The sequence below is a fragment of the Luteibacter sp. UNC138MFCol5.1 genome (assembly GCF_900110505.1).
Classification (GTDB): Bacteria; Pseudomonadota; Gammaproteobacteria; order Xanthomonadales; family Rhodanobacteraceae; genus Luteibacter.
Genome location: NZ_FODZ01000005.1, coordinates 315,585 through 331,602, shown reverse-complemented (window position 1 = coordinate 331,602; position 16,018 = coordinate 315,585). Strand labels below are relative to the sequence as shown.

Sequence of the window (16,018 nt, the reverse complement as noted above, 5' to 3'; positions counted from 1 at the left end):
ATGTCCCGATGGCAAAGACGCGAATCGGCATTTCCGGCTGGCGCTACACGCCGTGGCGCGGCGTGTTCTACCCGACGGATCTCGCGCAGCGGCGCGAGCTGGAGTTCGCATCGCGGCAGTTTCCGACGATCGAGCTCAATGGCTCGTTCTACTCGTTGCAACGACCGGAAAACTACCAGGCGTGGTACGACGAGACGCCCAAGGGGTTCGTCTTCGCGGTGAAGGGGCCGCGGTTCATCACTCACATGCTCCGGCTGAAGAACATCGACGCGCCACTGGCGAATTTCTTCGCTTCGGGCGTGCTCGCGCTGCGCGAGAAGCTCGGCCCGATGCTCTGGCAGTTTCCGCCGAATTTCCGTTTCGATCCTTCCACGTTCGAGGCGTTCCTCGCCATGTTGCCTTCGTCGATGGAGGCGGCCGCCAGGCTCGGGCGCGGCCACGACGCGCACCTGAAGCGCGAGCCCTGGTTGCAGGTGGAGACGAATCACCGCATGCGTCACGCGGTGGAGATCCGGCACGAGAGTTTCGTGGATCCGGCGTTCATCGCGTTGCTACGGAAATACGGCGTGGGCTTCGTCGTCGCCGACACCGCCGGCAAATTTCCGCGCTACTTCGACGTCACCGCACCCTTCGTCTATGTGCGGCTGCACGGCGACAAGAAGCTGTATGCCAGCGGCTACGGCGATGCCGCGCTCGCCGACTGGGCACGCCGCATCCGCGCGTGGCGGCGTGGTGCGCAGCCATCGGGCGATCCGCGCATCTCGCGCGTGGCTCCCGCGAAGCGTGCGAGTCGCGATGTCTACGTGTACTTCGATAACGACATGAAGGTGAAGGCGCCGCGCGATGCCCGTTCGCTCATCGCGTTGGTGTAGCGTTTTCGCGAGCACCCATTCGCGCGCGAGCGCGCTCCCACAAGCCTGCGGAGTGTTCCGGCGCCCTCGTGAGCGAAGGGCGCCGCGGCACCACGCTCATCAGAACGGCGTTTTCCGCCGCGAGCCGCGCAGGTTTTCGATCGGGAAACTCGCGATCTCTCCGGCGCCTTCGCGCCGCGACTGTCCCGCGGGCGGGCCCCAGGCGTGACCCGTGACGACTTCCCACGTCGACGGAATGACGCCGTCGCTGCGCATGGCCTCGTAGGCGTCGAGCATGCGCCGGTAATGCGTCTTGCCGGTGAGACCGCGCGGGCGCCCTGCATCGGCGTTGTTGGCACCCAGGCCCTTCAACTCGTCGAGCAGCGCGCGCGGCGTCGGGTAGGTGAGGGTGTAGCGTTCGGCGAAGAGCACGGGATCCTTCAGGCCCTGCGCGAGCATCGCGTCGCCGACATCGTGCATGTCGAGAAAGCGCGCCACGTGCGCCTGCTGATCGGCCTCGGCCCATGCGGCACGAAGTTCCTTGAGCGTGTCCGGCCCGAAGGTGGAGAACAGCAGCAGGCCGCCGGGCTTCAGCACGCGCGCGCATTCGGCGAACAGGCGCGAGACGTCCTCGCACCACTGGAAGCAGAGGTTCGAGAACAGCACGTCGACGCTGCGATCGGGCACCGGCAGCGCATAGGCGTCGGCGACGACCCGGCCGAACGGCTTCAGCCAGCTCGCGTGCTGCTTCGCCTGCTTCAGCATGGGCAATGCCAGATCCACGGCGATGACCTGCGCCTTCGGGTAACGCTTCTTCAGCGCGGCGCTGCCGCGGCCCGTGCCGGCGCCGACGTCCAGCACGACCTCGGGCACCTGCTCGTAGAGTTCGAGGCGCTCGACCAGCGTCGACTGCACTTCGCGCTGGAGCGCGTCGTGCTTTTCGTAAGTGCCGGCCGCACGGCCGAAGTTGCGCCGGACCTGGCGCCGGTCGAAATGGAAGTCGCTCATGGATTGCCGTCGGTGAACCGTGTCAGGACATCCGCCATGGCGGCGGCGTGTCCGATGAAGGGAGCGTGCCCGGCGTGCGCGATCTCCTCGAAACGGCCGTGGGCGGCTTCGGCGGACCAGCGCATGGCCTCGGGATGGACAATGCGGTCGCGACGGCCGGCAATCCAGAGGCTGGGCTGACGGATGTCGTGCAGGCGCGGCCGCAGGTCGGCCGTCTCGAGCAGACGGATGCCTTCCATCAGCACGCGTGGATCGGGCTCGCCGCGCGAGAACGCGTCGGCCTTGAGCCGCCGCGTCTCCGCGACCGGATCGGGGCTGCCCATCGCTTCCAGCGCGATGAAGCGTTCCACCGTCGCCTTGTAGTCCGCTTCCAGGTCGGCGGCGAGCTGGCGAACGACGGCGGCGTCGTTCCCCTGCGACCAATCGGCGGCACGGACGAAGCGCGGCGTGGAGCACACGGGAACCAAGGCACCCACGGCCTCCGGTACGTCGAGCGCCGCGGTGAGGGCGACGAGCCCGCCGAGCGACCAGCCCAGCCACGTCGCGCGAGGCGTCGCGGCGGCGATGGCGCGGGCGCACGCGAGCGGGTCGAGTGGGATGTCGGACTGGCGGGAGTAGCCGTGACCGGGGAGGTCGACGAGGTACATCGTGTAGCGCGAGGCGAGTTCGTCGACGAGCGGCTCGAGGATGCCGCCGTGCATGGCCCATCCATGGATCATGACGAGCGGTTCCGGCCCGTCGCCACGCGTTTCGATGTGCAGGCCCGTCATGCGGGCGTTCCCGGTGCGAGCGCGGGATCGACGGTACCGCGACCGTCGAAGACGAAGCACTCGCCTCGCCAGTGCGCGCCGCCCACTTCCTCGAAATACTTCAGGATGCCGCCTTCGAGCTGGAAGACGTTCTCGATGCCGATCTCGCGCATGTGGATGGCGGCCTTCTCGCAGCGGATGCCGCCCGTGCAGAACGACACGACGGTCTTGCCGTCGAAGCGCTCGCGGTCGGCGGCGACCGCCGCGGGGAATGCCGTGAAGCTGGTCAGGCCGTACTCCACCGTGCCCTCGAACGTGCCTTCGGCCACTTCGTAGTCGTTGCGCGTGTCCAGCAACACCACCGGCCGGCCGGCGTCGTCGTAGCCCTGATCCAGCCAGCGGCGCAGGTCGACGGGCAGCACGTGCGGCGCGCGTCCGTCGGCAGGACGGATCGCCGGCGCGTGCATCGTGATGATTTCCTTCTTCAGCCGCACGCGCATGCGTCCGAACGGTACGGTGTCGGACCAGCTCTCCTTCGCCGCGAGGTCCGCGAAGCGCGGGTCCTGGCGCAGCCAGGCGACGAACGTGTCGATCGCCTCCCGCGGCGCGGCCAGGAAGACGTTGATGCCTTCCGGAGCGAGCAGGATCGTGCCTTTCAGCGCCAGGGCCTCGCAGCGCTCCACGATCCGCGCGCGCAGGGCGTCCAGGTCGTCGAGGCCGACGAACTTGTAGGCGGAGATGTTGAGGATCGTCATGGCGGGGCCGGGGGAATGCGACCGCTCATTATACGACCGCGCCTTCCGCGGGGCGGGGCAGGCGGCCCAATGCGTCCAGCAGGCCGTCGATCCGGTCGTCGGTGTGGACCGCCGACAGCGTGATGCGCAGGCGGGCGCCGCCCTGGGGGACGGTCGGTGGACGGATCGCGACGACGAGGTACCCCTCGTCCTCGAGGGCGGCCGCGGCGGCCGCCGCCGCACGGGCGCCGACCATGGGCAGCGGCTGGATCGCCGTGGCCGAGGGAAGCAGCGGCAGGCCGAGCTGAGCCGCGCCCGCCCGGAAGCGAGCGATGTTGGCAGCGAGGCGCTCCCGCCGTCCTTCCGCATCCGTCCGTACCAGGCGGACCGCGGCGCGCGTGGCCGCGGCGAGCGCGGCCGGCATCGCGGTGGTGTAGATGGCGGTGCGCGCGAACTGGGCGATCGCGTCGATCACCGCGGCATCGCCCGCGACGAAGGCGCCGGCGCATCCCAGGGCTTTCCCCAGCGTACCCATCAGGACCGGCACGTCCGCGCTACCCAGTCCCGCTGCCGACACCGAGCCGGCGCCTTCCGGCCCCAGCACGCCCAGTCCGTGAGCGTCATCGACATACAGGGTCGCGCGGTGGGTACGGCAGACGGCGGCGAGGTCCCGCAGCGGCGCCACGTCGCCGTCCATGCTGAAGACGCCATCGGTCGCCAGCAGGGCCGGCAGCGCCGGCCGCGTGTCGAGTTGCCGCCCCGCGGCCTCCACGTCGCCGTGCGGGTAGCGACGCAGGTCCGCGCCGGCGAGCTGCGCACCGTCGATGAGGCTCGCGTGGTTGAGCTTGTCCTGGACGCACAGCGCCGTGGCGACGCCGCCGGCGGGCGGGGTGCCCGCGGCGAGCAGCGCCTGCAGTGCGCCCAGGTTGGCCATCACGCCGGTCGAGAACAGGAGCGCCCGCTCGCGGCCGGTCCAGGCGGCTAGCTCTTCTTCCAGCGCGGCGTGTTCGCCGCGATGGCCGGAGACCAGGTGCGCGGCACCGCTGCCGACGCCTTCGGCGGCCGCGGCGCGCGTGAGCGCGCGGACGAGGTCCGGGTGGCTCGCCAGCCCAAGGTAGTCGTTGCCGCAGAAGTCGACGAGGGCGCGGCCCTGTACGAGGCGCTTCCCGTCGGCCAGCACGTCGCACGTCCGCGCTCGCCGGAGCAGGCCGGCGCGTTCACGCCCGGCCCGCGCCTGCTCCGCGCGGGCCAGCAGGTCCGGCCGGGTCACGCCGCGGCGTGCTCGACGATGTCCGCGTGGACGGTGCCTGGCTCGATCTCGACCTCCATCGGCTTCAGGCCGAGGCGCGCGAAGAGTTGGCGGTCGTGCTCGACATCGGGATTGCCGGTCGTGAGCAGCTTTTCGCCGTAGAAGATGGAATTGGCGCCGGCGGCGAAGCACAGCGCCTGCAGGGCGTCGTCCATCGTCTCGCGCCCGGCCGAGAGGCGCACGACCGAGGCCGGCATGAGGATGCGGGCGACCGCGATGCTGCGCACGAACTCGAACGGGTCGAGTGCCTCGGTACCGGCGAGCGGCGTGCCGGCCACCTGGACCAGCCGGTTGATCGGCACGGACTCCGGATGCTCCGGCAAGTTGGCCAGCGTGGCCAGCAGGCCCGCGCGCTGCGCGCGGGATTCGCCCATGCCGACGATGCCGCCGCAGCAGGTCTTCAGGCCCGCCTCGCGCACGTGCTCCAGCGTGTCCAAGCGATCCTGGTACTCGCGGGTGTGGATGATCTCGCCATAGAAATCCGGCGAGGTGTCGAGGTTGTGGTTGTAGAAGTCGAGTCCCGCGGCCTTGAGCGTGTCGGCCTGCGGCTGGGAAAGCATGCCGAGCGTCGCGCAGGTCTGCAGGCCGAGCGACTTCACGGCGGTCACGATCTCGGCGACCTTCGCCACGTCGCGGTCTTTCGGCGAGCGCCAGGCCGCGCCCATGCAGAACCGGCTCGCACCGGCGTCCTTCGCGGCCTGCGCCCTCGCGAGCACGGCCTCGACGCTCATGAGCTTTTCGGCCTTGACGCCCGTGGCGTAGCGCGCCGCCTGCGGGCAGTAGGCGCAGTCCTCGGGGCAGCCACCGGTCTTGATGGACAGCAGCGTCGACACCTGCACGGCGTTGGGATCGTGGTGCGCGCGATGGACGGTCTGCGCCTGGAAGAGCAGGTCGTTGAAAGGCAGGGCGAAAAGGCTCTCGACCTCCTCGCGGGACCAGTCGTGGCGGATGGCTGCGGTCATGGTGGCGTTCCCGGGGCGAAGGCGCGCAGTGTGGAAACGACCGGCGCCACTGTCAACCTTAACGGCACAACTTAAGTTGACGGTTGCCTCGCGCTCGCTGCCGTACGATGAAATCATCCCCCAGCGGAGAAATCGCATGTCTACCGGACAAGGCAGTGCCGGCAACGTTCTTGCCGCGATCTGCAGCCTCTTCATCCCGGGCCTCGGCCAGCTCGTGCAGGGTCGCGTGTTCAAGGCCCTGATCATGTTCGTCCTCGCCGCGGTGCTGTGGATCATCTGGCTCGGCTGGATCATCCACCTGTGGTCGATCATCGACGCCGCGATGTTCCGTCGCGACTGACGCGAGCGCACGCATGGACGCGTTCGACCTCCGGCGGATGGCCGCCGCCGTAAGGGCATTCGCCCTCCCGTCCCGCTGCCTCGTCTGCGGTGGGGACGGGCAGGGCGACGTGGAACTCTGCGATGGCTGCCGGTCGTCGCTGGTGAGCAACCCCTCGCGATGCGCACGTTGCGCGATACCGCTGCCCCTACCCGCGGCGGCCTGCGGGACGTGCCAGCGGCGGCCGCCGCCGTGGAACGACATCTGGGTGCCGCTCGTCTACGCATGGCCGCTCGACCGGCTCGAGGCGCGCTTCAAGTTTTCGGGAAGCCTCGCCGCCGGACGCGCCCTGTCGTCGTGCTGGATCGACGCAGGCCCACCACCGGCGATACCCGATGCCATCGTGCCGGTGCCGCTACACCCGGCGCGACTGCGTGCGCGCGGATACAACCAGGCACTGGAGCTCGTGCGCCCGCTGGCGCGGCACCTCGGCGTGGCGGTGGCGCACGACGCGTTGCGGCGCCTCCGTGTCACCGAGGCGCAGTCGGACCTCGACGCGGTCGAGCGGCGGAAGAACGTGCGCGGCGCGTTCGCGATGCATCGTTCAACGGGCGCCGCGCACGTCGCGGTGGTCGACGACGTGATGACGACGGGTTCCACCCTGGCCGAGTGCGCGCGCGTGCTGCTCGCGTCGGGCGTGCGGCGCGTCGATGTCTGGGCGCTGGCGCGGACGCCGCGGCCGGGCTGACCGGGCCGGGCGTCCGTTCGCGCTCAGTGGTTGATGTACACGGGATTGCCGAGCACGAGCAGGCCTCCGTCCGGCGCGCGGACATCCACGCGGAGCCAGTGGCGGCCGCCGTCGCCCGGCCAGTCGAACGACACCGCGCCATCGACGGGAATCGCCTTGCCGGACCGATCCATGCGCTTCCCGTCGACCGTCACCGTCAGGACCGCGCCGATGACGCCTGCCGTCTTAACGTCGACGTGCAGCGGCGCGCCCGCGGGCACCGCGATCGCATCGCCCATGGACGCACGCGCGCCGCCCGCCGTCGCGACGACATCGAGCAGGCGGTCACGCGTGCCTTCGGCGTCCACGAAGACGTGGCCCGCGCGGATGCCGTCGAGGATGCCTTCCATCGACTGCTCGCGGGCACGCACCACCGTCGTCGGCGTGCCGATCGCGCCGGCGTAGGCGTCGCGCGGATCGTCGCTGCCGTCATGGCTGTCGCTGCCGCCGATGGCCGTGATGCGCAGGCCCTCGTTGAGCTGCGCCTCCCAGAAAGGCAGTCCCGAGTCGGCACGCTGCGCATCGCGGCCGTTCACGACTTCGATTGCCTGGAAGCCGCGCATGTCGACGGGGCCACGCGGCGTGAAACCGCAGCCCATGCAGGTCTCGTCGTTCGGTCGGCGCGGATGGTTGATCGAGATCACGCCGTGGGCACGCGCCACGTCCGCGAGCAGCGCGTTCCAGTCCGGGACGGCCTTGCCGCCGAGACGGAAGTCCACCGTGCGCGACACGCCGAACAGGTTGGCGTGTCCCTCGAAGGTCGTCACCTCGCGCGCGGGGATGAGCAGCATCGTGTCGAAGTAGGGCTGCAGCTCGCGCAGCTCGGACACGTGCGACATCGTGTTGTGCTCCGACACCGCGATGAAGTCGAGGCCGCGCTTCGCCGCCGAGGCCACGGTGAGGAACAGCGGGCAACCGACCTTCCGCGTGCCCGAGGCGCTCGTGCAGTTGCCGTCGCTGTGCGCGGAGTGCATGTGCAGGTCGCCGCGATACCAACGATCCTGCGTGGACAGCGCGGCGGTGAGTCCGTGTTCCGGGCCGAACCCCTCGTCGTCCTTCGACAGCCAGACCTTCGCCGTGAACGTGGCGTTCGCCGCGGACCGGATGTTGGGGATGCCGAGAAGGATCCGCCATCGGCCGGGTTCGATCGCGCCCGGCAGATAGGACGCGGTGGCGTCGGTGGCGGACACGGTGAAGCGGTGCTTGCCGCCGCCGCTCCAGCCGCGGAAGCCATCCTGCGCCTCGAACCCGCCCGGGCCGAGCAGGCCCAGGTCGATCGTGGTCTTCTCGGCGCGGCCCGTGTAGTCGACATCGACCGTGATGCGCGACGTGCCCTTCGGCACGTCGAACGGCAGCTCGCGATACGTGTGCTGGTCGCGCCCGGACAGCGCGCCGGTGAGCACGAGGTCCGGAGCGCGCTCCGCCGACACCGGGGCGGCGGCGAGGCAGGCCAGCGCGATGGCGATCAGCGCGCGCATCAGAAGCGGTACATCGCGGCGGCGCGGAACGAGCGGCCGAGCAGCGGACGCGCGATGAACGTGTTCGCGCCGGCATCGGCACTGGCGATCTCGCCGGCGCGCGGGTTGCCTTCCGTCAGGCCGAGCGAATTGGTCAGGTTGTCCGCGTAGAGGAACAGCGACAGCTGCCGCGTCGCGTCGAAGCGCGCGCTGGCGCCGACGACGTGGTACGACGGCAGCACCACCGAGTTCGCGGTGTCGACGTAACGCTTGCCCTCGTGCTCGTACGAGACCTGCAGGCGGAGGCGGCCGTCGAGCAGGTTCACGCCCGGCACGACGCGGTAGCTGACCTTGGGTACGCGGATGAGCTGGTTGCCGTCGTAGTCGCGCAGCACCGGCGCACCGGCCACCACGTCGGTATAGCTAAGGCCCTTGTACTTCGGGTCCTGCAGCGTCGCGTTGAACTGCACGTCGAACCAGCGGCTCGGGTAGAGCGTGCCTTCGAGTTCGAGGCCGTAGGTCTTCGTGTTCGCGTAGCCGGTCTGCGGGGTGGACGTGTTGCCATTGCGATCGAAGACGTTGTTGGTGAAGCTCACGTTGTCGTACTTCGTGTAGAACGCCGTCGCGTAGAGGTCCATCGTGCGGTCGCTGTACTTCCAGCCGGCTTCCGCGAGGTCCATCGTCTGCAACAGCGGCGTCGCGCTCGGGTTGGTGATGTAGGTGCTCAGGTTGGGCAGGCGGAAGGCCGAGGTCCAGCGCGCGAACACGCCCTGCCGCGGCGAGAACTGCCAGTTCGCGCCGAGCGTCCAGCCGGTCTTGTCGAACGACTGGTCGTAATGCGTGAACTGGCCGTTGCCGGTCAGCACCTGCGCGGCCGCGGGCGAGCCGCCGAGGTTCACGGTCTGCTTGCCTTCGGTGTAGCCCTCCACGTTCACCTTCTCCCAGCGCACACCGCCGTCGATGCGAAGCTCCGGCGTGATCTGCCACTCGTCCGAGGCGTAGAAAGCGTTGGTTTTCGACTTGCCGCTCGCGTGCTCCCACTCGTAGCCGTAGCGGTAGAAGCCATGGTCGGTCAGCGAGCCGCGGACGTTGCCATTGGCGTCGACGCCGACGAGGTCGATCAGCCGAGCGTTGTCGCGCACGTCGGTGAGCACGGTGGACGAGTAACGGTCGAAATCCTGCTCGAAGTTCGCGTGGTAGTAGCCGAAGGTGACGTCGTGCGTCTGGTCGCCGAACTCGAACTTGCGCAGGACGCGCGTGTCGTTGATGAATTCGTCCACCGGGGCCGTCACGCCGCGCAGGCCACCCGTCACGACGAGGCCGTTGCCGTTCTGGTTGGCCACGTCGTAGACCTGCGACGGGTTGTCGACGTAGCGGAACTGCAGCGCTGTCGCGCCGGGAATCAGGCCCAGCCGCTTGCTGTCCTGCGCGAGGAACGAGCTGGCGCTCTGCAGCGAGTTCGGGAAGACACCGTTGCGCTGCGTGTCGGTGGTGTCGTAACGCATCGACTCGGCGAGCTTCCAGTCGTCGCCGAGGTCGTGGTCGAACTTGAACGTCGCCTGCGTGCGCTTGACGTGCGTGCCTTCGGTGTTGTCGAAGTCGTAGAGGCCACCGCCGGCCTCGCGCATGTTCAGGTGCTGCGTCTCCGGTCCCGCCAGCGTGCCGTAGTTGCCGTTGAAGCCGGGGACGGGGCGGATGTCGCCGTTGGCGTTGGTGCGCATCGGGATGCCGAGGTAGAGCGCGACCTTGTCGTCGAGGTGCTTCACGTCGAAGCTGATGTCGCCGTGCTCCAGGTCCTTCGACAGCGTGGCGCGCAGCTGCCCGCCATCGTCCGCATGGAAGCCCGGACGACGCACGCCGTCGTCGACGCGCCAGAACCCGCCGACGCCGAGCTTCCAGCCGCCGCCGACCGGCGTGCCGTACCAGAAGTCGAGCCGGTTGAGCGAATAGTTGCCGACGGTGTACTTGATCAGCCCCTCCGGCGTGTCGCCGGCCTTGCGCGGGATGAAGTTGATGGCGCCCGCCGGTGCGTTCGAATAGAACACCGACGACGGGCCGCCGCGTACCACTTCCACGCGCTCGATCGTTTCGTCCAGGCGGAAGGCCTGGTCGGCGTTGAGGTAGCCCAGCGCCGGGTCGTGCTGCACGGGGACGCCGTCCTCGAGCAGCGTGACCGAGCCGTAACCGTCCACGGGAATGCCGCGCGCGCGAATGTTGCCCGAGGCCTCGCCGCCCGACGATTCGACCCAGAAGCCGGGCACGGACTTCACGGCCTCCGTCACGCTCGTCGGCGCCTGCATGCGCAGGCGATCCTCGTCGATGGTGGTGATCGAATAGCTCGTCTCGGCCTTCGTGCGCGATTCGACGCCCGAGCGGGCCGTCACCACCACGTTGTCGAGGTCGGTGGCTTTCTTCTCGGGGGCGCTGTCCTGGCCATGGGCGGCGGCGGAAACGAGCAGCGCGCCGACGAGCGCCGCGCGCACGGCGCGGCTGAGCTGGGTATTTCGCATCGTTGTGTCATCCGGGGAAGGGGCTGCGCGAACCCTCCCCCCGGACCGTACATGTGCGTCGGTCCGCGGCCTCTCCGTGGGTCCGCGACCCCCGAACGTTATGCGTCACCGATGACGGATCGACTCAACTTACGTTACGACCGCATTTCAATCGAGACAAATGGTCATCGACCGCTCACGGCGTGATCACGATCACAGTGCGGATGCGATCACGATGCCGAGCCACAACGCGAGTCCGACCCAATTGTTGTGACGGAACGCGGTCAGGCAGGCGGCACGATCGTGGTGGCGGATGAGCCACTGCTGGTACGCGAACAGGCCCGCCGTGACGACGAGCGCGATCCAGTAAGGCCAGGCCAGCGACGCGCGCGTGCCCACCAGGAGCATCGTGAGCAGGAACGTCGCCATCAGGATGCCGAGGATCGGAAGGTCGGCGTCGCCGAACAGGATCGCGGTGGACTTCGCGCCGGCCTTGATGTCCTCCTCGCGATCGATGATGGCGTATTCGGTGTCGTAGATGACCGACCACAGCACGTTGCCGATGAAGAGCAGCCAGGCGATGGGCGGCACCTCGTTCGTCACCGCCGCGAAGGCCATCGGGATCGACCAGCCGAACGCCGCGCCGAGCACCACCTGGGCCAGGTGCGTGTAGCGCTTCGAGAACGGATAGGCCGCCGCGAGGGCCGCGCCGACGAACGAAAGCCCGATGGTCAGCGGATTGGTGAACAGCACGAGGATGAACGCGAAGGCGAGCAAGGCGCCGAACACGTACAGCGCCTCGCGCGGCGTCACCCTCCCGCTGGCGATGGGACGGCCGGCGGTGCGCGCGACCTGCGGATCGAGCTTGCGATCGGCGTAGTCGTTGATCGCGCAACCGGCGGAGCGCATCGCGAACACGCCGAGCGTGAAGATGACCAGGGGCCCCACGGGCGGGAAATCCTTCGCCGCCAGCCACAGCGCCCACCAGGTGGGCCAAAGCAGGAGCAGGGCGCCGATGGGCCGGTCCATGCGGGTCAGGACGAGGTAGGCATGGGCCTTTTCGCGCCAGCGCGGCGGCAGGCCCCGGACCAGGAAGGCGAGCACGCGCTCGGCGGTGGTCGAGGCGTCGGCGGGGCGTGCGGCGGGCGGCGGCGCGGCCGGGCGGCGCGGCACCGGGGCGGGCGCCTTCCGCCGCGGGGCGGCTTTTCGGGACGTGGGGCTCATGGGCGGAAGTCTAATGGACGCCGGGGCCCCCGTTCATGGAATCATGACTCCCGCAGCGCAACACTGGGCGACATGCGCTTGTCCGGTGCCACCCCATGAGAACCCGCTACCGCCGCAGTCTCTGGATCGTCGGCGTCATCGCCATCGTGCTCGTCGCGGCGCGCATCGCGATGCCGTACCTCGTCCTCGATTACCTCAACGGGCGCCTCGCGCGGATGGGCGCGTATTCCGGGCACATCGCCGACATCGACATCCACCTGTGGCGTGGCGCCTATTCGATCGACGGGCTGACCATCACCAAGGTCGACGGCAAGGTGCCCGTGCCGCTGTTCAACACCGCCCGTGCCGACATCTCGCTGAGCTGGCGAGCGCTCGCTCGGGGCCGTCTGCGCGGAAAGATCGATTTCTACGATCCCGTGCTCAACTTCGTCGACGGCCGTGGCGAGGGGGACACGCAGACGGGTAAGGGCGTCGACTGGCGCGCGCAGCTCAAGGCGCTCGCGCCCATCCGGCTCGACGAAGTCAACGTCATGAACGGCACGGTCACCTTCCACAACTTCGTCTCCCGTCCGAAGGTGGATCTGAAGATGACCGACGTGAACGCGGCGGCGAGCAATCTGACGAACGTACAGGGCGAGGGTGGCTCCCGCGTGGCCCATCTGCATGCCACCGCCAAGGTGCTCGGTGACGCGCCTCTGGAAACCAGGGCCGAATTCGATCCGCTGGAGCGTCTCGGCGATTTCCGTTACGAGTTGAGCGTCCGCAACATCAAGCTGGTGAAGGCCAACGACCTGGCCCGTGCCTATAGCGGGCTCGATTTCGCAGGCGGTGAAGGCGACTTCTTCATGGAGCTGCAGGCGAAGGACCGCCAGCTCAACGGTTATGCCAAGCCGCTGTTCCGCGGCCTGAAGATCTTCAGCTGGAAGCAGGATGTCGTCGAGGAAAAGAAGAATCCGGTGAAGCTCGCCTACGAGGCGGTCGCCGAAGGCGTCACGAAGCTGTTCAAGAACCAGTCGAAGGACCAGTTCGCGACCCGGGTGCCGATCTCGGGCAGCATCGACGCGAAGAACGTCTCGGCCATGGAGGCCATCGTCGGTGTGCTTCGCAACGCGTTCGTCGAGGCATACAAGCCGAACCTCGAACACCTGACGACGCGGCCGAAAGACGAATAGCCGACTTGGCAGGGGCGGCCAAACGCGCGAAAGTGCGGGCCAGTTTTCCAGGCAGGCAGCCGACTCCATGACCGCGACACCCCTCCACGTCCTGATCCTCGCCGCCGGCGAGGGCAAGCGGATGAAGTCCGCCTCCGCCAAGGTGCTGATGCCGCTCGCGGGCCGGCCCCTGCTGGCGCACGTCGTCGCCGCCGCGCGGGCGCTCGATCCGCAGGGCGTGCACGTGGTCTACGGTCACAACGGCGAGCAGGTGCGCGAGGCGTTCGCCTCCGACACGGGGCTCGGCTGGATCGAACAGCGCGAGCGCCATGGCACGGGGCACGCGGTACGAACCGCGCTGGAGGCGCTCCAGGCCGACGGCAAGCTGGAAGGGCGCGTGCTCGTGCTCTACGGCGACGTGCCGCTGATCCGCGCCGAAACGCTCGCCGCGCTCGTCGGGTCGGACCAGGGCCTCGCGATGCTCGCCACGCGCCTCGCCGATCCGAAGGGCTATGGGCGCGTCGTGCTCGACGCGTCGGGCCGCGTGCGCCACGTCGTCGAGGAAAAGGACGCCAGCGCCGCGCAACGCGCGATCGACATCGTCAACACGGGCATCGTCGCCGCCGATGCGAATCGCCTGCTCGACTGGACGCGGCGCCTGCGCAACGAGAACGCCCAGGGCGAGTACTACCTCACCGACGTGTTCGAGATGGCCGCGGACGAAGGCGAGCCGGCGGCGTGCGTGGATTGCGATCCCGTCGAGGCGTCGGGTGCCAATGATCCCTGGCAGCTGGCCGGGCTCGAGGCGCTGTATCGCGAACGCAGCGCACGCGCGCTCGCGCTCGCCGGCGTCCGCCTGGCGGACCCGTCGCGCCTCGACGTGCGCGGCACCGTGACCACGGGCCGCGACGTCGAGATCGATGTCAACGTCATCTTCGAAGGCGACGTGACCCTCGGCGACGACGTGCGCATCGGTCCGTTCACGCGGGTGCGCAACGCGCGGCTCGCGGCCGGCACGGTGGTGCTCGCCCATTGCGATCTCGATGGCGTGGCCACGCACGGCCCATGCACCATCGGTCCGTTCGCGCGCCTGCGGCCCGGTACCGATCTCGCCGCCGGCGTGCACATCGGCAACTTCGTGGAAACGAAAAACGCGACGATCGCCGAAGGCTCCAAGGCGAACCACCTCACGTACCTCGGCGATGCCGTCATCGGCAGCAAGGTCAACATCGGCGCGGGCACGATCACCTGCAACTACGACGGCGTGAACAAGAGCCGCACCACGATCGGCGACCGCGTCTTCGTCGGCTCGAACAGTTCGCTCGTCGCACCGGTGACGCTGCACGACGGCGCGACGATCGGCGCCGGCTCGGTGATCACCAAGGACGCGCCGGCGGACACCCTCACGTTGTCGCGCGCGCGACAGGCGTCCATCGACGGCTGGCAGCGACCGGTGAAGAAATCCTGAGCGCCTAGCTCCGGTAACGCCAGCCGTCGATTTCCACCAGCAGTTCCTCGCGGCAGATATCGCCGTGGAGCAGGAGCATCGGCGCTCGCGGCAGGTGCTTCGCCGCGAAAGCGCGCACGGCCTCGGCGTGCGCCGGATGCCGCACGTACGCCTTCAGTGGCGCGTCCGCGTTGAAACCCGGCGGCAGGCCGCCCGCGACGAGCAGCGCTTCGAGGTTGCGCAGCGTTTCGGCAAGCTGGGCGTCGATGTCGCCGGCGTGTGCCGACGCATGGCCGACCACGGCGGCCGTGCCGGAAATCGCCAGCACGTCGTCGGCCGGCAGCAAGGTGGCGCGCGCGAAGCTCGGCGGCGTGCGGCCGTACTGGCGCGGATACTGCCACGCGCTCACCTGGCGGGGGTTCTCCACCCGCGTGCCCGGGCGGTCGGTGGCGAGCAGGTACACCTGCAGCACGTCGCGGTCCGCGTGGTGACCGATGGCGGTGGCCGCGGGAAAGCCCTGCGCGAAGACATCGCCCATGCCGCCGATGCGGCCCGTGCAGAAATGCTTGTAGCGCTCGTCGTCATCGTCACCGGCGTTGATCGCGCCGAGGTAGTTCCAGATCCGCTGGACATGACGCTCGGGGCCTCGGGCGACGAAGCGCGAGAGCAGCTCGTACGCGTGCCGGGCGGCACCTTCGATGCCGCCATAGGCCGATTCACGGCACTCGACCGCCGCGAAGAGCCATCCGCCGCCGCGCGACCAGCGCAGGTCGCCGTCGCGGCCATGGGTCACCTCCGCGTCGACTTCCCAGGTTTCGACCACCGCGTCGCCGAACGGCTCCAGCGCGACGCGGAACCAGCGCGGATCGTCGACGGCGTCCGGGCCGTCGCCGAAGCCGAAGGCCGCCAGCGTCGTGGGACCGGGCTCGACCGGTCCGGTGCGGTAGCGGACGCGTGGCGCCGCGGGGGCTGTCGACGGCGCGGACGCGCGCATGTCACTGGCTTCGAGCATGGAGTCTTCCGTTCTGACGCTTCGTCCCATCATATCGTCCCCCCGCCGGGCGGAAGCGTGAAGCCGCCCTTCAGGAGCCTGAACGCTCCGCGGAGGGCCGCGGAAGCCGTGTGATAAACTCCGCGGCCGCTGCCATCCGGGGGGAGGCAGGAACATCCAGGACCTGGAAACGAACATGGCAACGCAGACCGCAGCACAGCAAGAACTCGCAGAACTCATCGTCACCAGCCTCAACCTGGAGACGGTGAAGCCGGCTGACATCGACCCGGAGGCGCCCCTGTTCGGCGGCGACCTGGGCCTGGACTCCATCGATGCCCTCGAGATCGCCCTCGCCGTTTCCAAGCGCTACGGCTTCCAGCTGAAGTCCGACAACCCGGACAACCGCACGATCTTCACGAGCCTGCGCTCACTGTCCGAGCATATCGAGCAGCACCGCGCGGCCGCCTGAGCCTCGCGCGTGCGCCGGGGCGGAACGTTTCGCCCCGAACCTCAACGGCGGACGTCGTCCGCCATGCTCGT

The 16,018-nt window shown here is 69.1% G+C and carries 15 protein-coding genes; 6 read left to right on the top strand and 9 right to left on the bottom strand.

Going from position 1 to position 16,018, the window contains the following annotated elements:
- The first annotated feature begins 8 nt into the window (after window positions 1-8).
- On the top strand, window positions 9-872 hold the full coding sequence (locus BMY69_RS15720; protein ID WP_090179956.1) for a DUF72 domain-containing protein: 864 nt from the start codon (window positions 9-11) through the stop codon (window positions 870-872).
- A 99-nt stretch (window positions 873-971) separates the two neighbouring features.
- Here BMY69_RS15720 and bioC read toward each other — a convergent pair whose 3' ends face one another.
- Genes bioC through bioB form a run of 5 tightly spaced genes read right to left on the bottom strand, consistent with a single transcriptional unit; the run spans window position 972 to window position 5,613 of the window.
- Window positions 972-1,859: a malonyl-ACP O-methyltransferase BioC gene (bioC, locus tag BMY69_RS15715; protein ID WP_090179952.1), complete on the bottom strand. Its 888-nt coding sequence runs from the start codon at window positions 1,857-1,859 to the stop codon at window positions 972-974.
- Window positions 1,856-2,629, bottom strand: a complete 774-nt coding sequence (bioH, locus tag BMY69_RS15710) for a pimeloyl-ACP methyl ester esterase BioH (RefSeq protein ID WP_090179950.1) — start codon at window positions 2,627-2,629, stop codon at window positions 1,856-1,858. The genes bioC and bioH overlap by 4 nt, the downstream gene beginning before the upstream one ends.
- On the bottom strand, window positions 2,626-3,363 hold the full coding sequence (locus tag BMY69_RS15705) for a sulfurtransferase (protein ID WP_090179947.1): 738 nt from the start codon (window positions 3,361-3,363) through the stop codon (window positions 2,626-2,628). The genes bioH and BMY69_RS15705 overlap by 4 nt, the downstream gene beginning before the upstream one ends.
- A 28-nt stretch (window positions 3,364-3,391) precedes the next feature.
- Window positions 3,392-4,612, bottom strand: a complete 1,221-nt coding sequence (locus BMY69_RS15700; protein WP_090179944.1) for an aminotransferase class I/II-fold pyridoxal phosphate-dependent enzyme — start codon at window positions 4,610-4,612, stop codon at window positions 3,392-3,394.
- Window positions 4,609-5,613, bottom strand: a complete 1,005-nt coding sequence (gene bioB, locus BMY69_RS15695; RefSeq protein WP_090057766.1) for a biotin synthase BioB — start codon at window positions 5,611-5,613, stop codon at window positions 4,609-4,611. The genes BMY69_RS15700 and bioB overlap by 4 nt, the downstream gene beginning before the upstream one ends.
- Before the next feature lie 136 nt (window positions 5,614-5,749).
- Here bioB and BMY69_RS15690 point away from each other — a divergent pair, with 136 nt between their 5' ends.
- Window positions 5,750-5,953 (top strand): hypothetical protein, encoded by a 204-nt coding sequence (locus tag BMY69_RS15690; RefSeq protein ID WP_090057763.1) that lies wholly within the window; start codon window positions 5,750-5,752, stop codon window positions 5,951-5,953.
- Window positions 5,954-5,966: 13 nt separating this feature from the next.
- The gene (locus BMY69_RS15685; protein WP_090179942.1) at window positions 5,967-6,680 is read left to right on the top strand and encodes a ComF family protein; all 714 of its coding nucleotides are present in this window, start codon (window positions 5,967-5,969) and stop codon (window positions 6,678-6,680) included.
- A 23-nt stretch (window positions 6,681-6,703) separates the two neighbouring features.
- Here BMY69_RS15685 and BMY69_RS15680 read toward each other — a convergent pair whose 3' ends face one another.
- The 3 genes from BMY69_RS15680 to ubiA form a co-directional block, all read right to left on the bottom strand.
- Window positions 6,704-8,197 (bottom strand): CehA/McbA family metallohydrolase, encoded by a 1,494-nt coding sequence (locus tag BMY69_RS15680; RefSeq protein ID WP_090179939.1) that lies wholly within the window; start codon window positions 8,195-8,197, stop codon window positions 6,704-6,706.
- A complete protein-coding gene (locus BMY69_RS15675) occupies window positions 8,197-10,686 on the bottom strand; it encodes a TonB-dependent receptor (RefSeq protein ID WP_090179937.1) in 2,490 nt (829 codons plus the stop codon). The genes BMY69_RS15680 and BMY69_RS15675 overlap by 1 nt, the downstream gene beginning before the upstream one ends.
- Window positions 10,687-10,878: 192 nt before the next feature.
- Window positions 10,879-11,769, bottom strand: a complete 891-nt coding sequence (ubiA, locus tag BMY69_RS15670; RefSeq protein ID WP_255364584.1) for a 4-hydroxybenzoate octaprenyltransferase — start codon at window positions 11,767-11,769, stop codon at window positions 10,879-10,881.
- A 215-nt stretch (window positions 11,770-11,984) separates the two neighbouring features.
- On the opposite strand from ubiA, the gene BMY69_RS15665 reads away from it, so the two are divergent.
- The gene (locus BMY69_RS15665; RefSeq protein ID WP_090057749.1) at window positions 11,985-13,061 is read left to right on the top strand and encodes an AsmA family protein; all 1,077 of its coding nucleotides are present in this window, start codon (window positions 11,985-11,987) and stop codon (window positions 13,059-13,061) included.
- 67 nt (window positions 13,062-13,128) lie between these two features.
- Window positions 13,129-14,508, top strand: coding sequence for a bifunctional UDP-N-acetylglucosamine diphosphorylase/glucosamine-1-phosphate N-acetyltransferase GlmU (gene glmU / locus BMY69_RS15660; RefSeq protein ID WP_090179932.1), 1,380 nt, complete (start codon window positions 13,129-13,131; stop codon window positions 14,506-14,508).
- Between the two features lie 4 nt (window positions 14,509-14,512).
- On the opposite strand, the gene BMY69_RS15655 is transcribed toward glmU, so the two are convergent.
- Window positions 14,513-15,499 carry a chorismate transformation FkbO/Hyg5 family protein gene (locus BMY69_RS15655; RefSeq protein WP_255364582.1) on the bottom strand — a complete coding sequence of 329 codons (987 nt, stop codon included), beginning with the start codon at window positions 15,497-15,499 and terminating at the stop codon, window positions 14,513-14,515.
- Window positions 15,500-15,674: 175 nt separating this feature from the next.
- Between BMY69_RS15655 and BMY69_RS15650 the strand changes: the two genes are divergently transcribed.
- A complete protein-coding gene (locus BMY69_RS15650) occupies window positions 15,675-15,947 on the top strand; it encodes a phosphopantetheine-binding protein (RefSeq protein ID WP_090057743.1) in 273 nt (90 codons plus the stop codon).
- Window positions 15,948-16,018: the final 71 nt, after the last annotated feature.